Below are 17,788 nucleotides of genomic sequence, written 5' to 3'. Positions count from 1 at the left end.
TGCGTGAGGTGGTCGCGGACAAGACCGGTTATCCGGTGGAGATGGTCGATCCGACCATGGATCTGGAGGCGGATCTGGGTGTGGATTCGATCAAGCGGGTTCAGGTGATCGGCGCACTGCAGGAACGCTTTCCGCACCTGCCGGTGCTGGGGCCGGAGAAACTCGGCACGCTACGCACACTCGATCAAATCGTGGGCGAGCTGGCCGGGGGTGATGTCCACCCAAAAGCTGAGGCCGCGGCCGAAACGCCGCGGCATGTAGTCGAACTCGTCGAGCTGCCCGCGGTGGATCTCGCCGTGGATCCCTATCGCCCGGCCGGCACCGCACTGCTGGTCTGCCTGGATGATTCCGCGGAAACCGATTGCGAGGCAATCGAAGAGGAGCTCCGGGCGCGCAGCTGGACCGTTATCCGGGCCCAAGGGCTCGGCGCGGTGGCCGGGACCGGAACGGTCGACGCCTGCGTGGTGGTGGCTGGTGTGGCCGCCGAATGGGAACAGGCGCAACGCATTCTGTCCGATGCCATTCTGGTGGCCGGACAGGTTCTGCCCCGCCTGCGGGGCGCGACCGGGCGAGCCGGTTTCACGACCGTCACCCGGCTGGACGGTCACCTCGGTCTGCGCGGTGACGCGGAGCCGGTGGCCGCGCTGCTCGGCGGGCTCGGGGGTGTGATCAAGAGCCTTGCGGCAGAACAGCCTGCGCTGTTCTGCCGGGCGCTGGACATCGATCCGGCGGTACTGCCGCAGCGGCTCGCCGAGCATGTGCTCGAAGAGCTGTGTGATGCGGCGTGGGACACCCCGGAGATCGGCATCGACAACACTGGTGTGCGACGTACACCGGTACCCGGTCGGCACGCTCCGGCTCGGATCACCGAGATCGTGCGTGCAGGAACCGAATTCGGCCCGGTCCTGCTGACCGAATCCGATGTACTGCTGGTCACCGGCGGCGCACGTGGCGTCACCGCCACCTGTGTGCTGGAGCTGGCACGAGTGGCCGACTGCCGCTTCCTGCTGCTGGGCCGGACCGTCCTGGTTCCGGAGCCGGAGTGGGCGCAGGGGACCGCCGATGCCGGGCTGAAGCCGGCGGCGGTTCGTGCGCTGGCCGGAACCGGTGTCACCCCGAGGGATATCGACCGGGCTTGCGCGGAGGTGCGCGCGGTGCGCGAAATCCGCGCGACGCTGGCCGAACTGGGTGATCGGGCGCAGTACCTCGCCGTGGACGCCACCGATGCGGCGGCGCTCACCGAGGCGCTGGCGCCGTGGCGCGACACCATTACCGGTGTTGTGCACGGCGCGGGCGTGCTGGCTGATTCGCTCATCCCGGACAAGACCGCCGCCTCCATCGAACGGGTACTGCGGCCCAAGCTCGCCGGGCTCGGCGCGGTACTGGCTGCGGCGGGAGAACCGCACCACCTGGTGCTGTTCACCTCGGTTGCCGGATTGTTCGGCAATGCCGGACAGGCCGACTACGCGGCGGCCAATGAGGCGCTGTGCCGCTTCGCGGTGAGCTGGGGCCACCGCAACCCCGACCGCTACGTCACCGCCCTGGACTGGGGTGCGTGGGACGGCGGCATGGTGACTCCCGCACTGCGCGAGCACTTCAGCGCTCGTGGCATCCCGCTGCTGGCACCGGCCGCCGGTGCAGCCGCCTTCACCGCGCAGTTCACGAAATCGCGCCGGGAAGAGCCGGTACTGCTGGTCGGCGCGGCGACCGCACTGTCGACGGGTGCGGCGGTGACCGCACCGCTGCGGGCTCGCCGCGGCATTCTCGGGCTCACCGACGAGCCCGTGATCGCGGCACACCGCGTCGGGGAGCACATCGTGCTGCCCGCCACCTTCGGACTGGGCACCATGATCCACCTCGCCGAGCGCACCCAGCCCGGGCGAATCGTGGTGGGTGCGCGGGATTTCCAGGTGCTGCGCGGGGTGGTCTTCGACCATCCGGTGGCGACTCTGGATATTGAGCTGACTCCGGTCGAGTCGGTGGATGGCCGGACGGCTGTCCGCGTGACGGTCTTCGGTGATGGTGCGGCCCGCTTCCGGACGACGCTGCTCCTGGCCGACGGACCGGATTCCGCTCCGCGTCAACAAGTTCCGGCAGGCCCCGGCGTCAGTGCCGAACGGATCTACCACGAGGCGATCCAATTCCACGGTCCCGCACTGCAGGGGCTGCGGTCGGTGCGCGCCGAGAGCGACGACGCTCTGGTGCTGGAATGCGCACTGCCCGCGGACCCGGTGGCGAACGGCGCGTACGCGGGCCGTCTGCACAATCCGGTGCTCGCCGACCTGATCTTGCAGGTTCCCCCGGTGCTGGGGCATCGGCTGCTGGGCACGGCGTGCTTGCCGCTCGGTGTGGGGAAGATCGACTTTTTCGCCCCGCTGCCCGCAGGTGATCCCTTCCTGGTGGTAGTGGACAACCCCCGCGCGGCACGCATGGAAGCGGTCATCGATGCGACGGCGCTGTCGCTCGACGGCACAGTGCTGCAACGGTTCTCGGATGTCACCGTGCTCACGACACCCGATCTGACGGACAAGTTCCGAATCTCTGTGAAGGGGTGGCAGGCATGACAGTGCTCGAATTCGACGGCATTCCCTTCGACCCCATGGGCGCACCGCAGGCCCGGCAACCAGTGGATCCCGCTGCCACGGCGGCGAGTTCACCTCATGCGGACCCCGCTCCGGTGTCGGGCACCGCCCCGACGGCGGCCCCGGTCTCACCGGTGGGTATCGATCCGATCCCGCAGTCGTCCTCGGCCGCGGGTGTTGCGCCTGCGTCCGATCCGGCTTCAGTGGGCGGCGCGGACCCGGCCGTTGCCATTCCGGTGGACCGCGCTCCTGTGGCGGCTGACTCGGTCCTGGAGGTGATCGCAGTCCATCGAATCGATCCAATCGCGGAGATTCGGGCGGGTGTGGTTGCGGCGCATCGTTCCGCGCTGTCCGCGCAGATCGCATTGCAGCGGGGGATTTGGCGGCAGGCTCTGCTGCGGCAGGGCGCGGGTGATCCCGTGGTGTCGGACGCCGCCTCGGTGGCGCTGGTCCCTGCGGCCGGTGTCGCGCCGGAGGGCGCGTTCAAGGCGCTGGCTCGGACCGATCGGGTGTGGCTGGATAGGGCGGCGCTCGAGCAGTTGGTCCATGGTGAGATCGCCGCCGTGTTCGGTGCCGGGCATCACCGGGCAGGCGTCGAGGCGGCGGCTCGGCTCGCGGCCACCACCGCTCTGGTGCTGACCGAGGTGAGCCGGATCGATTTGTACGGCGGCAGTGGAAACGGTTTTGTCGCAGCGCGGTTCGAGGGTGACCCGCGTTCGGCCGCTCTCCAGGCGGCAGAGGTCTTCGCGCTCTACACCGGGATGCCGCTGTGCCTCTCGGGTAGCGCTCTCACCGGCGGTGTTTCGGAATCTGTCGCCGGAAGTACCACCGGCACGGTCGAACTCGTGATCGAGAGCCTCGACCTGGTGCCGCGGCCGCACCTGGTGGCGACGGCGTCGTTCGGGCAGGGGACCGATCCGGTCGGTGTGACGGTCACGGTCGTCGAACCGCAGGGCATCGACGTCGGCCCCGGCGGTGCGGCGGGTGCCCTGCTGCTCAACGAGTTCCATATGGCGCACCTGGCGCGTGGCGATCAGGCCATTGCCATGGGTCAGGAGTTCGCCGAGTACACCGGCATTCGGGCGACCCGGCTCCCCACCGGTGGGCTCCTGCTGGTGGACCGGGTACGCGACTTCGACGGCGCGCGCGGCAATCTCGACAGTGCCACGTATGTCACCGAATACGACTCACCTGCCGACTCCTGGTACTACGCCGATACGGCGAACGACTCGATGCCGCACTTCGTCTACATGGAGACCTCGCTGCAGGCCGCGCTGCTCATGGGCTACTACGTCGGGCCGACGCGCACGCAGCCCGGTGTGACCCTGAGCCTGCGGAATCTGGGCGGTACCGCGACGGTGCTGCGCCAGGTGGATCTGCGTAATGCCACCATCGAGCAGACCTCTCGATTGCTGTCCACGACGATCCTGCCCGGATCGTCGCTGCAGACCTTCGATTACACGCTGAGCGTGGACGGTGAGCCGTTCTACCGGGGCGAAACCATGTTCGGCTACTTCAGCGACGAGGCCCTGGGCAATCAGACCGGCCTCGACGCCGGGCGTTTCGTGCCGACCTGGCTGGCCGGTCAGCCGGGTGTGCAGCCACGAGTCATCGATGTGGCTGCGCGCCGGGCGGATTCGGCGGCGATGGCGTGCTCGCACGACAAGCTGGCCCTGATCGACCGGGTCGAGGTGGTGGACGGCGGCGGCAATTACGGTGCGGGCTACCTGCGTTCGCTGCGCGCGATCGACGACTCCGACTGGTTCTTCACACGGCACTTCTATCTGGACCCGGTGATTCCGGGCTCCCTCGGCGTCGAGTCGGTCATTCACGCCGTACAGGAGTGGATGCTGGACGCCGGATTCGCCGACGGCATGGTCGATCCGGTGTTCCGGATTCCGCCGGACCTCGCGTTCAGCTGGCGCTATCGCGGTCAGTTCCTGCCCTCCGACGGCAGCGTGGAACTCGAGGCGCACATCAAATCGGTGCGGCGCGGACCGCACGGGGTGACCGTCGTTGTGGACGGCTCGCTGTGGAAGCCCGGACTGCGCATCTACGAACTCGTGGATCTGGCAGTCGAACTCGCCGATCGAAAGGCGCGCCCATGACCACCTTCGGCAGTCCGGCCCTCGCCGAGACGCCCGCGGATATCACCGCACGGCTGCTCGAGCTGGACCGCCCGTGCTGGATTGTCCGGACCGACAGCGGCCGGGTCGCCGCCACCACCGACGACTGGGCCGCCGGCGCGCGCGGGCAGGTGCTCGCGGCGGTGCCGCCGCTGCCCGCACAGCGACTGGGGGACAGTGCGTTCCGGGCCGCACACGGTGTGCGTGCGGCCTATGCGGCGGGTGCGATGGCCAATGGCATCGCCTCGCCCGCACTGGTGATCGCCATGGCCGAGGCCGGGTACCTGGCCAGTTATGGTGCGGCGGGCGTGGCCCCGCAGGCGGTCGACGCCGCGCTGGCCGAGATCGCCGGGCGTCTGGGTGATAAGCCCTTCGCCTGCAACCTGATTCACAGCCCGTCCGAGCCCGCGCTGGAGCGGGCGATCGTAGATGCCTGCCTGCGATACGGCGTGCGCTGCCTGGAGGCCTCGGCCTTCATGGATCTCACGGCGGAGGTGGTGCGCTACCGGGCCTCCGGGCTGGTGGCGGATCGGCAGGGCGGCATCGAATGCCGGAATCGGCTGATCGCCAAGGTTTCCCGGGTCGAGGTTGCCGAACTGTTCCTGCGCCCGGCACCGGCTCGATTGCTGCGTCAGCTCGTCGAGAGCGGGCAGATCACCGCTGAGCAGGCCGAGCTGGCCGAGCGGGTGCCGATGGCCGATGACATTACGGCGGAGTCGGATTCGGGCGGCCACACCGATCGCAGGCCCCTGCTGGTGCTGCTGCCCGAGCTGGTAGCGGCGCGGGACCGGATCGCGCTTACCGTGCCCGGAGCGGCTGCGGTTCGCATCGGCGCGGCAGGCGGCATCGGTACCCCCGATGCGGCGGCGTCCGCCTTCGCCCTGGGCGCGGCCTATATCGTCACCGGTTCGGTCAATCAGGCTGCCCGCGAGGCGAATCAGTCCGTGGCCACCAAGAAGTTGCTCGCCACCGCGCAGTTCGCGGACTGCACCATGGCACCGTCTTCGGACATGTTCGAACTCGGCGTGCAGGTCCAGGTACTGCGGCGCGGCACCATGTTCGCCGCCCGCGCGCACCGGCTCTACGACCTGTACCGAGCCTACGACGGTATGGAAGCGCTGCCGGAGCAGGTGCGAAAGGAACTGGAGGAGAAGCTCTTCCGGCGTCCGCTCGCGGAAATCTGGCAGGAGTGCATCAGCTACTTCACCGAACGTGATCCGGCTCAGCTGACCGCCGCCGAGGGTGATCCCAAGGCCCGCATGGCGCTGGTGTTCCGCTGGTACCTGGGCCTGTCCTCGGGCTGGAGCATTCGCGGCGAAGCCGATCGCCTCGCCGACTACCAGATCTGGTGCGGACCGGCCATGGGCGGCTTCAACAGCTGGGCGGCGGGCACCTACCTCACCGCGCCGGAGAACCGGTCCGTGGCCGATATCGCGGACCAGCTGATGACGGGCGCGGCCTACCTCACCCGGGTCGCGCAATTGCGTGCCGCCGGTGTGCGGCTGCCGGCCGAGTGCGCCCGGTACGCGCCCCGTCCGACGGAGGAATGATGACCATTCTCGAAACTGCCACGGCCGCAGGCACATCCTGGATGCTGTGCCCGGGGTGTGCGGCGATGATCTACGTCAAACGCTATGAACGCGCCGACCGGGTTTGCCCGGAGTGCGACAACCACGGCATGCTGACCGCCGATCAGCGCATCGAACTGCTGCTGGATGCGTGCTCCGCGGAGCCGGTCGAGTATGCCGAAACCCTCTCGGATCCACTGGGGTTCACCGATTCCCGCCCCTATCCGGAACGGCTCGAACAGGCGCGCGACCGGACCGGGATGCCCGATGCTGTGCGCTGCGTGCGCGGCACTCTGGGTGAGACGCCGGTGGTACTGGCAGTCATGGACTTCCGCTTCCTGGGCGGCAGTCTGGGCAGCGCTGTCGGTGAGGCCATTGCGGCGGCCGCCGAAGCCGCACTGGCAGAACGCCGTCCGCTCATTCTGGTGACGGCGTCCGGTGGGGCGCGCATGCAGGAGGGCATTATCGCGCTCATGCAGATGGCCAAGACCAGTCGCGCGCTACAGCGTCTGGACGAGGCCGGGGTACTCACGATCTCGGTGATCTCCGACCCCACCTATGGCGGCGTGGCGGCCTCGTTCGCCACCTCCACCGATGTGATCGTCGCGGAACCCGGTGCGCGCCTGGGCTTCGCGGGTCCGCGTGTGATCCGGCAGACCATCGGGCAGACACTGCCGCCCGGCTTCCAGACCGCTGAATTCCTGCTCGAGCACGGCATCGTCGATATGATCTGCCATCGGTCCGCATTGCGCGACAGGCTGATTCGACTGGTGGCCATGACGGTGCGCTCCGCCCGGCCCTATACGAACGATGCCGACGCGGTCATCACCGATTCGGCCGCGGTGCCCGTGGTCGATTCCTGGGAGCGGGTCCGCGCGGCTCGGCGACTGGGCCGCCCCACCACCCTGGACCACTTGGCCGGTGCCTTCGAGGAATTCGTCGAGCTGCACGGTGATCGTATGAGCGCGGACTGCCCGGCCATGGTGGCCGGACTCGCCCGCCTCGACGGCGTGCCGGTCGTAGTGCTCGGCACCCAGAAGGGCCATACGGCCGCTGAGCTGTTGCACCGTAACTACGGCATGCCGACTCCTGCGGGTTATCGCAAGGCCGCGCGAGTGCTGCGGCTGGCAGCCAAGCTCGGCTTGCCGGTGGTCACCCTCGTCGACACCGCCGGCGCGTATCCGGGTATCACCGCCGAGGAGCAGGGCCAGGCGGTGGCCATCGCCGAGAATCTGAAACTGCTTGCCGGACTGCCGGTTCCGGTCGTCGCGGTGATCACCGGTGAGGGCGGCAGCGGGGGAGCGCTGGCACTTGCGGTCGCCGACCGCGTGCTGGTGTGCGAGAACGCCGTCTACTCGGTGATCAGTGCCGAGGGCTGCGCCTCCATCCTCTGGCAGGACGCGGCCGCCGCACCTCGGGCGGCACGCGCACTGCGCGTGGATTCGGCCGCCCTGCTGGAGCTGGGCATTGCCGATGCGGTGATCCCCGAGCCAGAGGGCGGCGCGGATCAGCAACCCGCCGCCGCCACCGCACTGCTGCGCCGCGCCTTGCGCCAGGCCGTCCACGAACTGCGCGCCTGGTCCGCAACCGATCTCATAGCGCACCGGCACGCCAGATTCCGAGCCTTCGGCGTGGCCCGAAACGATCTCCAGGAGAACCGATGACCGACTCCGTCACCACCGAAACCTTCCCGGACACCGCACCCACCACGACCGGTGGTCGAGCCGTGAGCGCCGCCGAGGCCGATCACAGTCTCACCGTGCTCACTCGGCATGCGCTCACCGTCCGGGCGGACGCCGCCCCGACCTCGGTGACCGTGGCCAACGGTCCGGTCGTGCTGCGGGTCAGCTGGGAGGGCGGCTCGCACGGCCTGGCGCTCGCTCCCGTGGTGGATTCGAACCGGTCTGCCGTGCCGTCCGCCGAGAAGGGTGTGCCGCAGGACAGCGGCTTGTCGCGTGACAATGGCGGAAATGGTGGAAGTGCCTCGCAGACGGCGACTTTCGCGCTGACAGCGGAGACCGTCGGTGTGTTCTATCGCTCTCCCGAGCCGGGCGCCGCCCCCTTCATCACCGAGGGTGATCCGGTGCGCGCCGGTCAGCAGGTCGCGATTGTCGAGGCCATGAAGCTGATGATTCCGATCACTGCGGCCCGCGAGGGTGTGGTCGCGGAGTTCCTGGTCGAGGACGGCGCGGCCATCGAGCACGGTCAGCCGCTCATCGAGTTCGAGGCGCTGCGGTGACGCGGCCCATTCGCAAGGTGCTGGTGGCCAATCGCGGCGAGATCGCGGTCCGGATTCTGCGCACCTGCGCGGAGCTCGGAATCGCCACTGTCGCCGTGCATTCCGCGGCGGATCGGGATTCCCTCGCGGTGCGCATGGCCGACGAGTCGGTCCAGATCGGCCCGGGCCCGGCCAAACGCAGTTACCTCTACATTCCGGCGATTATCGAGGCGGCCCGGGCCACCGGCGCGGATGCGATCCATCCCGGATACGGATTCCTGTCGGAGAACCCGGATTTCGCGGAGGTGTGCGAGGCGGAGGGCTTCATCTTCGTCGGCGCTCCGGCCGAGGTCATGGCCCGGCTCGGCGACAAGTCGACCGCGCGGGCCCTGATGTCCGATGCGGGCCTGCCGCTGCTGCCCGGCAGCCGCGACCCCATCGACAGTGTGGACGAGGCGCGAGAGCTGGCCGCGGACATCGGCTATCCGGTGATCATGAAGGCCGTCGCGGGCGGCGGCGGGCGCGGTATGCGGGTGGTGCGCGAGCCCGGCGACTTCGCCGCGGCCTGGCAGCAGACCCGCGCCAGTGCCACCGCGATCTTCGGTGACGGCCGACTGTACGTGGAACGCTATCTGGAGCCCGCCCGGCACGTGGAGGTGCAGATTCTGGCCGATACCCACGGCAGCGTCGTGCATTTGGGCCTGCGCGACTGCTCGCTCCAGCGGCGGCACCAGAAGCTGGTGGAGGAGGCGCCGGCACCCGGGCTCTCCGCCGAGCTCGTCGAACAGATCGGCGCGGCCGCGGTGCGCGGGGCGTCCGCCGCCGGCTATGTGGGTGCTGGCACGGTGGAATTTCTGCTCGACGCGGACGGCCAGTTCTACTTCATGGAGGTGAATTGCCGTCTGCAGGTGGAGCATCCGGTCACCGAGATGGTCACCGGCATCGACCTGGTGGCCGAGCAATTGCGTATCGCCTCGGGCCTGCCGCTGTCGAGTGAACTGAGCGCACGCCCGCAGGGTGTATCCATCGAATGCCGGATCAATGCCGAGGATCCCGAACGCGAATTCGCCCCGGCCCCCGGCACACTCACCGAATGCCTGCTGCCCGGCGGCCAGTTCGTTCGCGTCGACACCCACATCCACACCGGCTATGCCATTCCGCCGCACTATGATTCGCTGCTGGCCAAGATCGTGGTCTGGGCCCCGGACCGCCCCGCCGCGATCGCCCGCATGCGCCGAGCCCTCGCAGAAACCAGCATTCGCGGCGAAGGCGTGGCCACCACCACGGAGTTCCTGCACGACGTCCTGGACCATCCCCGCTTCCGCGCCGTCACCCACGACACCGCCCTGATCGGCTCCCTCACCGAAGCGGCAGTTGCGTCGGTATAACGGAAGGGCGGTGGGCTGAGGGCCGTGATGGTCGGTCCTCAGCCCACCGCCCTCCGCTAGGATTGGCGCTTGCGACTTTCTGCCCGCAGATCTTGGATGTGCCACCGGCGAAAGGAACGTGCGAGATGTCCGAAATCGCGTCGTCACCGTTGCAATTCGACACACTGTGCAATCGGCGGCCCGGCCTGACCCGCGATCTTCCGCCCGGCAAAGAAGACCTGCAATGGGTGGTCAATACCGCCACCCTGATATACGACGATACCGACGCGGTGCTGGTCGATACCTTCACCACAGTCGAGCAGAACCAGCAGCTCGTCGATTGGGTCAAGGCCCACAATCGCACCCTGGCCTACGTCTACATCACCCACGGCCACGGCGATCATTTCTTCGGTGTCAAGCAACTGACGGAGGCATTCCCCGGTGTCCGGGCGATCGCTGCCGCCGCCGCTGCCCAGGAGAGCGCTTATCAAGGCAGCCGGGCGTATATCGACAGCTTCTGGGGCAAGCTTTTTCCAGGCCAGATCCCGGAACCACAGATATTTCCCGAGGCTCTCGACAGTGACCGTTTCGAGGTCAACGGTCACATTTTCGAGGTGATCGAAACCGGTTTCACCGACACCCCCGGCTCGACGGCGCTGTGGGTGCCAGACCTGCGGTTGGTCGTTGCGGGCGATGGTGCCTACAACGGAATCCACCAGTACATGGCCGAGACCACCACCGAGTCCCGCGCAGAGTGGATGCGCGCTACCGACACCCTCGCGGCCCTCGACCCGAGCTACGTCATCGCCGGTCACAAGATGCCCGACAACCCCGACGACCCGAAGATTCTGGCCGAGACAAAACAGTATTTAGCCGATTTCAACCGACTCGACAGCACCACCGGCACAGTCGCCGAACTCTACGACGCAATGCTGAAGCTGTATCCCGACCGCGCCAATCCCGGATCACTCTGGGGTGGGGCGAAAAAAGCGAAATCCTGACCGTTCAGCTCGCCTCGACACTCGTATCCTGTTCTCCCGCAAGTGAAATAAGGAGGATTCGATCTGACTCCGCTGGATCGTACGAACCACCACACGTGCAAGGATCGGATTTCCCCGGTGCACCGATGAATTTTGTGTGGATGCGTCGTCGATACCTCTAGATACGCCGACAGCGGTGGTCAGAGTACGAGAAAACGATCTGGACAGTGTTCCGGGCGGGCAGGAGGCGCAGTGAGCGGTACCAGGATTTTGGTGGCGGGGGCGAGTATCGCGGGGCCCGCGGTGGCCCATTGGCTGCACCGGCGAGGTGCCGAAGTGACCGTGGTGGAGCGGGCTCCCGCATTGCGTCCGGGTGGGCAGGCGGTGGATGCGCGTGGGGTGACCAAGGAGGTCATCCGGCGCATGGGGCTGGACGCGGCGGTGCGCGCGGCGTGCACCGAGACCGCCGGCGCGTACACCGTGGACGTAGACGGGAACGTGCTCGAGACCTTTCGCGCGCAGGACAACGACGGCGACGGGTACATCTCGGATATCGAGATCCTGCGCGGGGACCTGTCCCGGGTGCTGCACGAGGACACCCGCGACGGTGTCGAGTACCTCTTCGGCGACCGGATCGCCGAGCTCACCCAGGACGCGGACGGGGTCGACGTGGTCTTCGCGGGCGGCGACCGGCGGCGCTTCGACCTCGTGATCGGGGCGGACGGGCTGCACTCGGCGCTGCGAGAGATGGTCTTCGGACCGCGCGAGCGCTTCGTCCGCCATCTAGGGCTCGTACTGGCCTTCTACAGTGTGCCAAACGAATTCGGGCTCGAGCGCTGGCTGATCGACTACCAGGAGTCCGGGCGTTCCGCTGGCCTGCGACCCGTCCCGGACGACACCCAGTCGATGGCCATGTTCTCCTTCCCCGCAGCCGAGCTCGACGTCGACTACCGCGACGTCGAGGCCCAGAAGCGCCTGCTGCGCGAGCGAATGGCCGGCATGGGTTGGTTGACCCCGCGTATCCTCGCGCACCTCGACGACACCCCGGACTTCTACCTCGACCAAGTCGCCCAGGTGGTCATGGACCGCTGGTCGAATGGACGAGTGGTGCTGCTCGGCGACGCGGCGTTCAGCTCGTCCCCAATGTCCGGGCAGGGCACCGGGCTGGCCCTGGTCGGCGCCTACCTGCTCGCCGGAGAACTAGCCGCCGCCGACTGGGACCCGGAGACCGGGTTCGCCGCCTACGAAAAGCGCATGCGCTCATTCGTCGAGGCCAACCAGGAGATCGGCCGACTACACGTACGCAGCCTCGCAGTCCCCGGGGCGGACGCCGACCCGAACATCGATTTCGCCAGTGAATGGTTCGCCGACCTGGTCGACCGCGCGATCAACGGCGCCGAACTGCCCGACTACGCAGGGGTGCCGGACTCCAGAGCCCCTGCCGCCCCACCGATCACCTCGACGGCATCGTGAAAGATATGCCCTCCTCCGATCCGGACGTCACCTTCACTGGTGACGAATTAGGGACAGCAAAACCAAAGGTTCCCAACGCATCCCGCCGGCGCCTTGCCCGCGGGCGTGCGGGCTCACCCATACTGACCGCAGTTCGACGACAGTCTTCTCGGCCGGGACACCGCTGGCCATCCCTACCGGTTGGTCATCGATGACAATGGCAATGTTGTAGGTGGCCGGGTCGTCGAAACGTAAGTGCCATCGGTGTTCTGCGTCGACCTGCCACTCTGCGAGTGTCGACTTGAAGGCGTGTGGCGCCTCCGCCAGCGCGGTTAGTCGTAGCTGCCGCCACAGTGGCCAGTCCGCTCCTGTCAGCACCCGAATAGTAAGCATCACCAACCAGTCTGCCGTAGGTGATGCAGAACAGCCGGCCTTGATCGCAACGCACGCTCTTGCCGCTTACCGCGCTGACCGAACTGGCCAGCGTGACCCGGCACCAGCGTTCGAAGCCAGCATGCCGACGATGGTCACCAGCCACAGATCAGACCAACCCGCGTGATCACCCTGTCTTCAGTGCGAGGTTGTGCCCGGCGTCGCTCGCGACGTCCTGTAGGTCGGTGGAGACCATGCCGGCGGTGCCGGGTATCGGTCCCGGGATCGTGGTGGAGGGACCGGTGGGCAGCCACATCAAGACATCGGCATAGATGTGATCATCGTTCGCCGGAAACGCACCGGGGAAAGTGATGCCGAAGGGGTGCTCGACACCATCGCAGGTGACCGCGATGTCGTCCTTGTCGCCGCGCGGGCCGTTGGCCTTGCCGCCGTAGCTCAATGAGGCGTTCATCTTGCCGCCGGGCCGCTCCGAGGACGGGCACCGGTAGGTCGCATGCACGGTGGCCGTGGTCGATCCGTCGGTCGTGCCGTCAAGGATGACCACGTGCCGGTCCTCGGTGCCGCTGCCCGCCTTCGGCGAGTACCACGCGCGCGGGCTGTCGTCCTTGCTACATCCGGCCGCAGCCAGACACCCGATCACAACCATCATCACACCGAGCCTGCCTACCGAGATCATGCGCTGAACCTAGATCAATCGACCACACTGGCGCACCTCGGTACCGCCCGGCATACAGCGCTCAGGGCGGCTCAGTGGCGCCCTGGCTCGGGATGAAATGGTGGACAACGAAATTCGCGCTGCCCGTCTACGACGCGCGGATACCATCGATCGACCGCGGCACGATGCCCTAGCGTGAGGACGCCGCCACCTCGGCAGGGTGAATAGCGTTGTCGCACCTAGTTTTCCCGCGCCTGGCGAGCGTCGATGTACCACCACAGCGCGCCTGCGATCATCAGCCCGCACGAGAGGACCGGAACCAGGGCGCCGTACCGGAAGCCGGCTTCGACGAAATAGTGTGTGCGCGCATCGGAGTCGATGAGGTCGGGCGAGGCGGTCCATATCAGGGTGAACGCGACCGCGTAGACGAACAAACACCCGACCGACTCAACGCACGCCAGCACCAGGACCGCCCCGAGCTTCGCGGGGGTCTGGACTTTTTCGAACAGCAAACACGCTGCCACCAGCACCAGGACCGCCCCAGCGATCAGCAGATAGACACCCGGAGTGCCGAGCTCCTGCGAGGACGACATCAACGAGTAGTCAGAATTGAGGCCGGGATAATGCACCAACGGCAGATAGAGCCCGAAAAGTACTCCCAGGCTGCCCAATCCCAGCACGATCCGTCCTGCCCGGCGTCCTACCGCCGCGCCGCCGGAACGGGGGGACACAGGTGGTGCGACCGCGGACTCATCAGCTTGGGACACAGACACCGAGTCTGCCAGGTGACCTACGAACCGAACCGTGGTGCTCGAGATTTCGGCACCGCAACGATGCCTACCGCCGTTCACTCATCGGGCGCGGGGTATGTCGTGTCGGCCAGCGTTCGCAGAGCCAGATCCGACGCTTCTGCTGAACCCCGATAGTGGTGGGTGGCTGTGCTGGTGAAATCCGCCGTCGATCATCGGTCAACTATGGCGTCGTGCGGCCCGGTCGAGATCCGTGGCATCGGCGCAAATTGACGTCACCGGTCGGCGTTTCCAGCGGCTTGGGCGTATCTGCCGAACGCACTGTTCTGCCGATGAGCGTGCGTTCGGCCGTTATGTCCATTCGGGGGTGAACTGGCCCGCTGTTGTTGAGTCGATCCGTTAGTCGACAGGCCCTCGGGCCGTCAGGACGGCCCTGAGCACATGCTCAACCGCAGATTCGAACAATGCTCCCCGTAGCTCATTTCGTGCAGCGAGATTGCGGGTGGCGAGGTCGAGCATCTGATCGGGGGTTAGGCGGCGCACTACCAGGGCGGCAACGTCTTCCAGGTCGAGGTCGCTGTTCGCGTTATCCAGTCTGGTCAGGGCGAACGAGATGATGATCTCCTCGTCGGTCATACTTCGCCTCCGCCCTCCGATTGTTCGGCCACGCCGTGGTGGCCGGGCCCAATACTACGGCCGTCGGTCGATCGGTTCACCCTTCCGATGGATGGTAGAACCGGGTCGGAACTGCACTCAACGGCTGGTCCGGCGAACCGCTGTACGTGCACTCGCTTGTCGATACCAGTACACGCTATTGCCGAGTTCCGTGCATCGATCCGAGGTGAACTTTTCGTGCAATCCATCGCCCTCGCCGACGGGATGTCGACAAGTTCACGCGCTGGTTGCACGAGAAGTCCACTTCTGCAGGAGAATTCAGGGCCGCCCCCGGCCGGCCGGACACACCCTGCCTGCGGCAAAACAACATCGCGCGTAGCGACCAGCGCCATCCGATCATGTCGCTGGTCGCGCTGACCCAACCGGACAGCGCACCGCGGCGAAAGATCAACTGGCCGTTGCGATCCGACGCCTGCGGAACGCGCCATCATGCCGATGCGCACGCACCGCATCTCCGCTGCCGCCGGGTTCACTGCGGAATACCGATCGAGCCAGAGCGTCGCGCGGTATGTGCCGATCGGCTTCAGTGCGATGACCGGGTGTCGGAACCTCTCGGATCACCCGTCGGTGAGGCGTTGGATGGTGGCGCTCAGCCATGCCTGGAGTCCAGCGGGGTCACCGAGTTCTGAACGCAGAACCCGTCGACGAGTCGATACGCCCAGCACGAAGGCGTCGATCGCCGCGGCGCGCGCGCGGGAGTCGACGTCGTCCAGGCCGCTGTCGCGCAGGTAGCGGTACAGCGGCTCCAGCGAGTTGGTGTCGAGGAACACGGCAAGCGCCTCCGCCGCTTCCGGGCGTTCGCCGGACGCGCGTTGCAGCACGAGCAGCGGATCCTCTTCGGGCGCACCGAACCAGCGCTCGACGATGCTCGCCGCGAGGCGCGAACCCAGCTCGGAACGGTCGCCGTCGAAGGAATTCGAGACCGGGATCTCCACCCGCGTCGCCGCCAAGAAGACGCCCTCCTTGCCGCCGAAGTAGCGGGTGATGAGATTGGGCGACACACCGGCCGCATCGGCAACCCCCTTGACCGTGGTCGCCGCGTATCCGTTCTGCGCGAACTGGCGTTGCGCATGCTCCAGGATGCGCGCTTTGGTGGCGGCCGCGTTACGCAAAGTCATGTGTACAAGCATACACATTCATGTGTACGCTGATACACATGATCGATGACCTACGGGAACGACTCCAGCGGACGCGACGAGTCACGACGCCGTGGAGTGCCGACGAGACGCGGGGCATCACCGGAACTCGCCTCGACGAACTGCTCGAACGCTGGGTAAACGGATACGACTGGAGCGTGCACGAGCGCCGCATCGCTGAGTTGCCTTGGGTAACAGTGCAAGCGGGCGATACCGAGCTCCGGGTGATCCACCGGCGGGCCGTGTCACCCGGCGCCCCGGTCGTCGTACTACTGCACGGCTGGCCCGACTCGGTGCTGCGGTTCGAGCGCGTCCTGCCGTTGCTCGCGGACATGAACGTGGTGGTTCCCGCGCTGCCAGGCTTCCCGTTCGCGGTCCCGCTCGAAGGTTCAGGCATGTCGGTCGACCGGATCGCCGAGATCGTCGCGGACGCACTGGCTGAGCTCGGTTACGCACGCTACACGGTGTCCGGCGGCGACGTAGGTGGCACCGTCGCGGAAATCCTTGCGGCACAACACCCGGACCGGGTTGCCGCCCTGCACCTCACGAACATCGCCCCACTTCGTGCGCTCACGGCGGATCGCGCGATGCTCGCTCCCGACGCGGTGGCCTACCTCGACCGGGGGGCGCACTGGTTCCGACAGGAGGGTGGATATATTGCCGAACAGTCGACGCGGCCGAACACTCTCGCCGTCGCGCTCGGCGACTCGCCCGCGGGCCTCGCGGCCTGGATCGTCGAGAAACTGGAGTCCTGGTCCGACGATTCGGCTTTCACCGAGGATGAACTGCTCACCTGGGTCACAGCCTACTGGGTCACCGGCACGATCGGCACCTCGTTCGCCAACTACGTCGAACCGGCCACTCTCCCCGGCCGGATCGACACGCCGACAGTGCTTTCTGTCTTCCCGCGCGACATCAAACCGGAGCCCCGAAGCTACGCCGAGGCGTTCCTGAACATCTGTGATTACGTGGAACACCCTGCGGGCGGCCACTTCGCAGCGTGGGAACAGCCCGAGGCGTACGCGGCCGACCTACGCCGAGCGGTCCAGCTGGGCGAGTGAAACTCCGCCGAAACCCATTGGTGCCGAACGATCGTTCACGGCTGATGCGTGATCGATTACCACGGCACCGCACGGGTACCGAGCACGAACAGCGGTGATCCGCTCGGCACGGCGAAACCCCTGCTCGACACAGGCAATCGTCTACCCAGAGTCAAACTCGCCATCTGCGTCGTCCCAACTGACCGGCCCCATCCAAAGCTGGCTCTTGGTGATCTGAGAATGGAGCCGTTACGCCGTCAGCCCACCGCTTGCTGCACGAGTGTGGCGATCCGGGCTTCGTCCGTGGTGGTCAATTCCTTTGTCAGCGCGAAATTGGTTGGCCACATGGTGCCTTCGTCCAGGTTCGCGGAGTCGTTGAAGCCGAAGGTGGCGTAGCGGGCCTTGAACTTCTCGGCGCTCTGGAAGAAGCAGACGACCTTGCCGTCCTTGGCGTATGCGGGCATGCCGTACCAGAGTTTCGGGGTCAGGGACGGGGCGCTGGCCTTGATGACTGCGTGGACTCGTTCGGCCAGGGCGCGATCGGATTCCTGCATCTCGGCGATTTTCGCGAGGACGTCGGCTTCGCCGTCCGACTTGGCTGACTTCGGGCCGCGGCGGGCTGCGGTCTTCAGTTCCTGGGCGTGCTCTTTCATGGCGCTGCGTTCTTCGTCCGAGAAGCCCTCGAAGCTCTTGGCCTTCGTAGCGGTTGCCTTGGCGGACTGCTGTGCTTCGGTCATGTCGAGCTCCTCGTTGGCGATTGCTTCTGCTGTTGCTTTCGAGGTTATTGAGCTGCCGCGGGAGAAGCTTCTTCAAAACTGATCGATGTCCGTACATGATGGAGTCCAGC

The 17,788-nt window shown here is 66.9% G+C and carries 15 protein-coding genes; 9 read left to right on the top strand and 6 right to left on the bottom strand.

Annotated features, from left to right (window positions below; translation table 11 throughout):
- The 8 genes from JWN03_RS45180 to JWN03_RS45145 all read left to right on the top strand — a co-directional run.
- On the top strand, positions 1-2,564 hold a 2,564-nt coding region (locus tag JWN03_RS45180; protein ID WP_297628989.1), incomplete at its 5' end, for a KR domain-containing protein.
- Entirely contained in the window at positions 2,561-4,690 is a 2,130-nt protein-coding gene (locus tag JWN03_RS45175) for a beta-ketoacyl synthase (protein WP_297628988.1), read from the top strand. The genes JWN03_RS45180 and JWN03_RS45175, both read left to right, overlap by 4 nt.
- A complete protein-coding gene (locus tag JWN03_RS45170) occupies positions 4,687-6,258 on the top strand; it encodes a PfaD family polyunsaturated fatty acid/polyketide biosynthesis protein (RefSeq protein ID WP_297628987.1) in 1,572 nt (523 codons plus the stop codon). Before JWN03_RS45175 ends, JWN03_RS45170 begins: the two co-directional genes overlap by 4 nt.
- The gene (accD, locus tag JWN03_RS45165; protein WP_297628986.1) at positions 6,258-7,940 is read left to right on the top strand and encodes an acetyl-CoA carboxylase, carboxyltransferase subunit beta; all 1,683 of its coding nucleotides are present in this window, start codon (positions 6,258-6,260) and stop codon (positions 7,938-7,940) included. The genes JWN03_RS45170 and accD overlap by 1 nt, the downstream gene beginning before the upstream one ends.
- Positions 7,937-8,515, top strand: a complete 579-nt coding sequence (locus JWN03_RS45160; RefSeq protein WP_297628985.1) for an acetyl-CoA carboxylase biotin carboxyl carrier protein — start codon at positions 7,937-7,939, stop codon at positions 8,513-8,515. Before accD ends, JWN03_RS45160 begins: the two co-directional genes overlap by 4 nt.
- Positions 8,512-9,882 carry an acetyl-CoA carboxylase biotin carboxylase subunit gene (locus tag JWN03_RS45155; protein ID WP_297628984.1) on the top strand — a complete coding sequence of 457 codons (1,371 nt, stop codon included), beginning with the start codon at positions 8,512-8,514 and terminating at the stop codon, positions 9,880-9,882. Before JWN03_RS45160 ends, JWN03_RS45155 begins: the two co-directional genes overlap by 4 nt.
- Positions 9,883-10,007: 125 nt before the next feature.
- Positions 10,008-10,862, top strand: a complete 855-nt coding sequence (locus JWN03_RS45150) for an MBL fold metallo-hydrolase (RefSeq protein ID WP_297628983.1) — start codon at positions 10,008-10,010, stop codon at positions 10,860-10,862.
- A gap of 231 nt (positions 10,863-11,093) precedes the next feature.
- Positions 11,094-12,314 carry an FAD-dependent monooxygenase gene (locus JWN03_RS45145; RefSeq protein ID WP_297628982.1) on the top strand — a complete coding sequence of 407 codons (1,221 nt, stop codon included), beginning with the start codon at positions 11,094-11,096 and terminating at the stop codon, positions 12,312-12,314.
- Between the two features lie 33 nt (positions 12,315-12,347).
- Here JWN03_RS45145 and JWN03_RS45730 read toward each other — a convergent pair whose 3' ends face one another.
- From JWN03_RS45730 to JWN03_RS45125, 5 genes are all read right to left on the bottom strand, one after another.
- A complete protein-coding gene (locus JWN03_RS45730) occupies positions 12,348-12,686 on the bottom strand; it encodes a GNAT family N-acetyltransferase (protein WP_366914572.1) in 339 nt (112 codons plus the stop codon).
- A 166-nt stretch (positions 12,687-12,852) separates the two neighbouring features.
- On the bottom strand, positions 12,853-13,335 hold the full coding sequence (locus JWN03_RS45140; protein ID WP_297628981.1) for a hypothetical protein: 483 nt from the start codon (positions 13,333-13,335) through the stop codon (positions 12,853-12,855).
- Between the two features lie 245 nt (positions 13,336-13,580).
- A complete protein-coding gene (locus JWN03_RS45135; RefSeq protein WP_297628980.1) occupies positions 13,581-14,021 on the bottom strand; it encodes a hypothetical protein in 441 nt (146 codons plus the stop codon).
- 468 nt (positions 14,022-14,489) lie between these two features.
- Complete coding sequence (locus JWN03_RS45130) at positions 14,490-14,726, bottom strand: hypothetical protein (protein ID WP_297628979.1); 237 nt, start codon at positions 14,724-14,726, stop codon at positions 14,490-14,492.
- Between the two features lie 596 nt (positions 14,727-15,322).
- Positions 15,323-15,883: a TetR/AcrR family transcriptional regulator gene (locus JWN03_RS45125; RefSeq protein ID WP_297628978.1), complete on the bottom strand. Its 561-nt coding sequence runs from the start codon at positions 15,881-15,883 to the stop codon at positions 15,323-15,325.
- Positions 15,884-15,921: 38 nt separating this feature from the next.
- On the opposite strand from JWN03_RS45125, the gene JWN03_RS45120 reads away from it, so the two are divergent.
- Positions 15,922-16,962, top strand: coding sequence for an epoxide hydrolase family protein (locus tag JWN03_RS45120; RefSeq protein ID WP_297628977.1), 1,041 nt, complete (start codon positions 15,922-15,924; stop codon positions 16,960-16,962).
- A 236-nt stretch (positions 16,963-17,198) separates the two neighbouring features.
- Here JWN03_RS45120 and JWN03_RS45115 read toward each other — a convergent pair whose 3' ends face one another.
- Complete coding sequence (locus JWN03_RS45115; RefSeq protein WP_297628976.1) at positions 17,199-17,678, bottom strand: iron chaperone; 480 nt, start codon at positions 17,676-17,678, stop codon at positions 17,199-17,201.
- Between the last annotated feature and the right edge of the window lie 110 nt (positions 17,679-17,788).

This window comes from Nocardia sp. (assembly GCF_025465275.1).
Classification (GTDB): Bacteria; Actinomycetota; Actinomycetes; order Mycobacteriales; family Mycobacteriaceae; genus Nocardia.
This window is presented reverse-complemented; position numbering and strand designations above follow the sequence as displayed.

Excerpts from the sequence above, each read along its gene's own strand:
- JWN03_RS45175 (WP_297628988.1), top strand. The coding sequence starts at position 2,561 with ATGACAGTGCTCGAATTCGACGGCATTCCCTTCGACCCCATGGGCGCA.
- JWN03_RS45130 (WP_297628979.1), bottom strand. The coding sequence starts at position 14,726 with ATGACCGACGAGGAGATCATCATCTCGTTCGCCCTGACCAGACTGGAT.
- JWN03_RS45125 (WP_297628978.1), bottom strand. The coding sequence starts at position 15,883 with ATGACTTTGCGTAACGCGGCCGCCACCAAAGCGCGCATCCTGGAGCAT.
- accD (WP_297628986.1), top strand. The coding sequence starts at position 6,258 with ATGACCATTCTCGAAACTGCCACGGCCGCAGGCACATCCTGGATGCTG.
- JWN03_RS45150 (WP_297628983.1), top strand. The coding sequence starts at position 10,008 with ATGTCCGAAATCGCGTCGTCACCGTTGCAATTCGACACACTGTGCAAT.
- JWN03_RS45730 (WP_366914572.1), bottom strand. The coding sequence starts at position 12,686 with ATGCTTACTATTCGGGTGCTGACAGGAGCGGACTGGCCACTGTGGCGG.
- JWN03_RS45115 (WP_297628976.1), bottom strand. The coding sequence starts at position 17,678 with ATGACCGAAGCACAGCAGTCCGCCAAGGCAACCGCTACGAAGGCCAAG.
- JWN03_RS45140 (WP_297628981.1), bottom strand. The coding sequence starts at position 13,335 with ATGATGGTTGTGATCGGGTGTCTGGCTGCGGCCGGATGTAGCAAGGAC.
- JWN03_RS45160 (WP_297628985.1), top strand. The coding sequence starts at position 7,937 with ATGACCGACTCCGTCACCACCGAAACCTTCCCGGACACCGCACCCACC.
- JWN03_RS45120 (WP_297628977.1), top strand. The coding sequence starts at position 15,922 with ATGATCGATGACCTACGGGAACGACTCCAGCGGACGCGACGAGTCACG.
- JWN03_RS45170 (WP_297628987.1), top strand. The coding sequence starts at position 4,687 with ATGACCACCTTCGGCAGTCCGGCCCTCGCCGAGACGCCCGCGGATATC.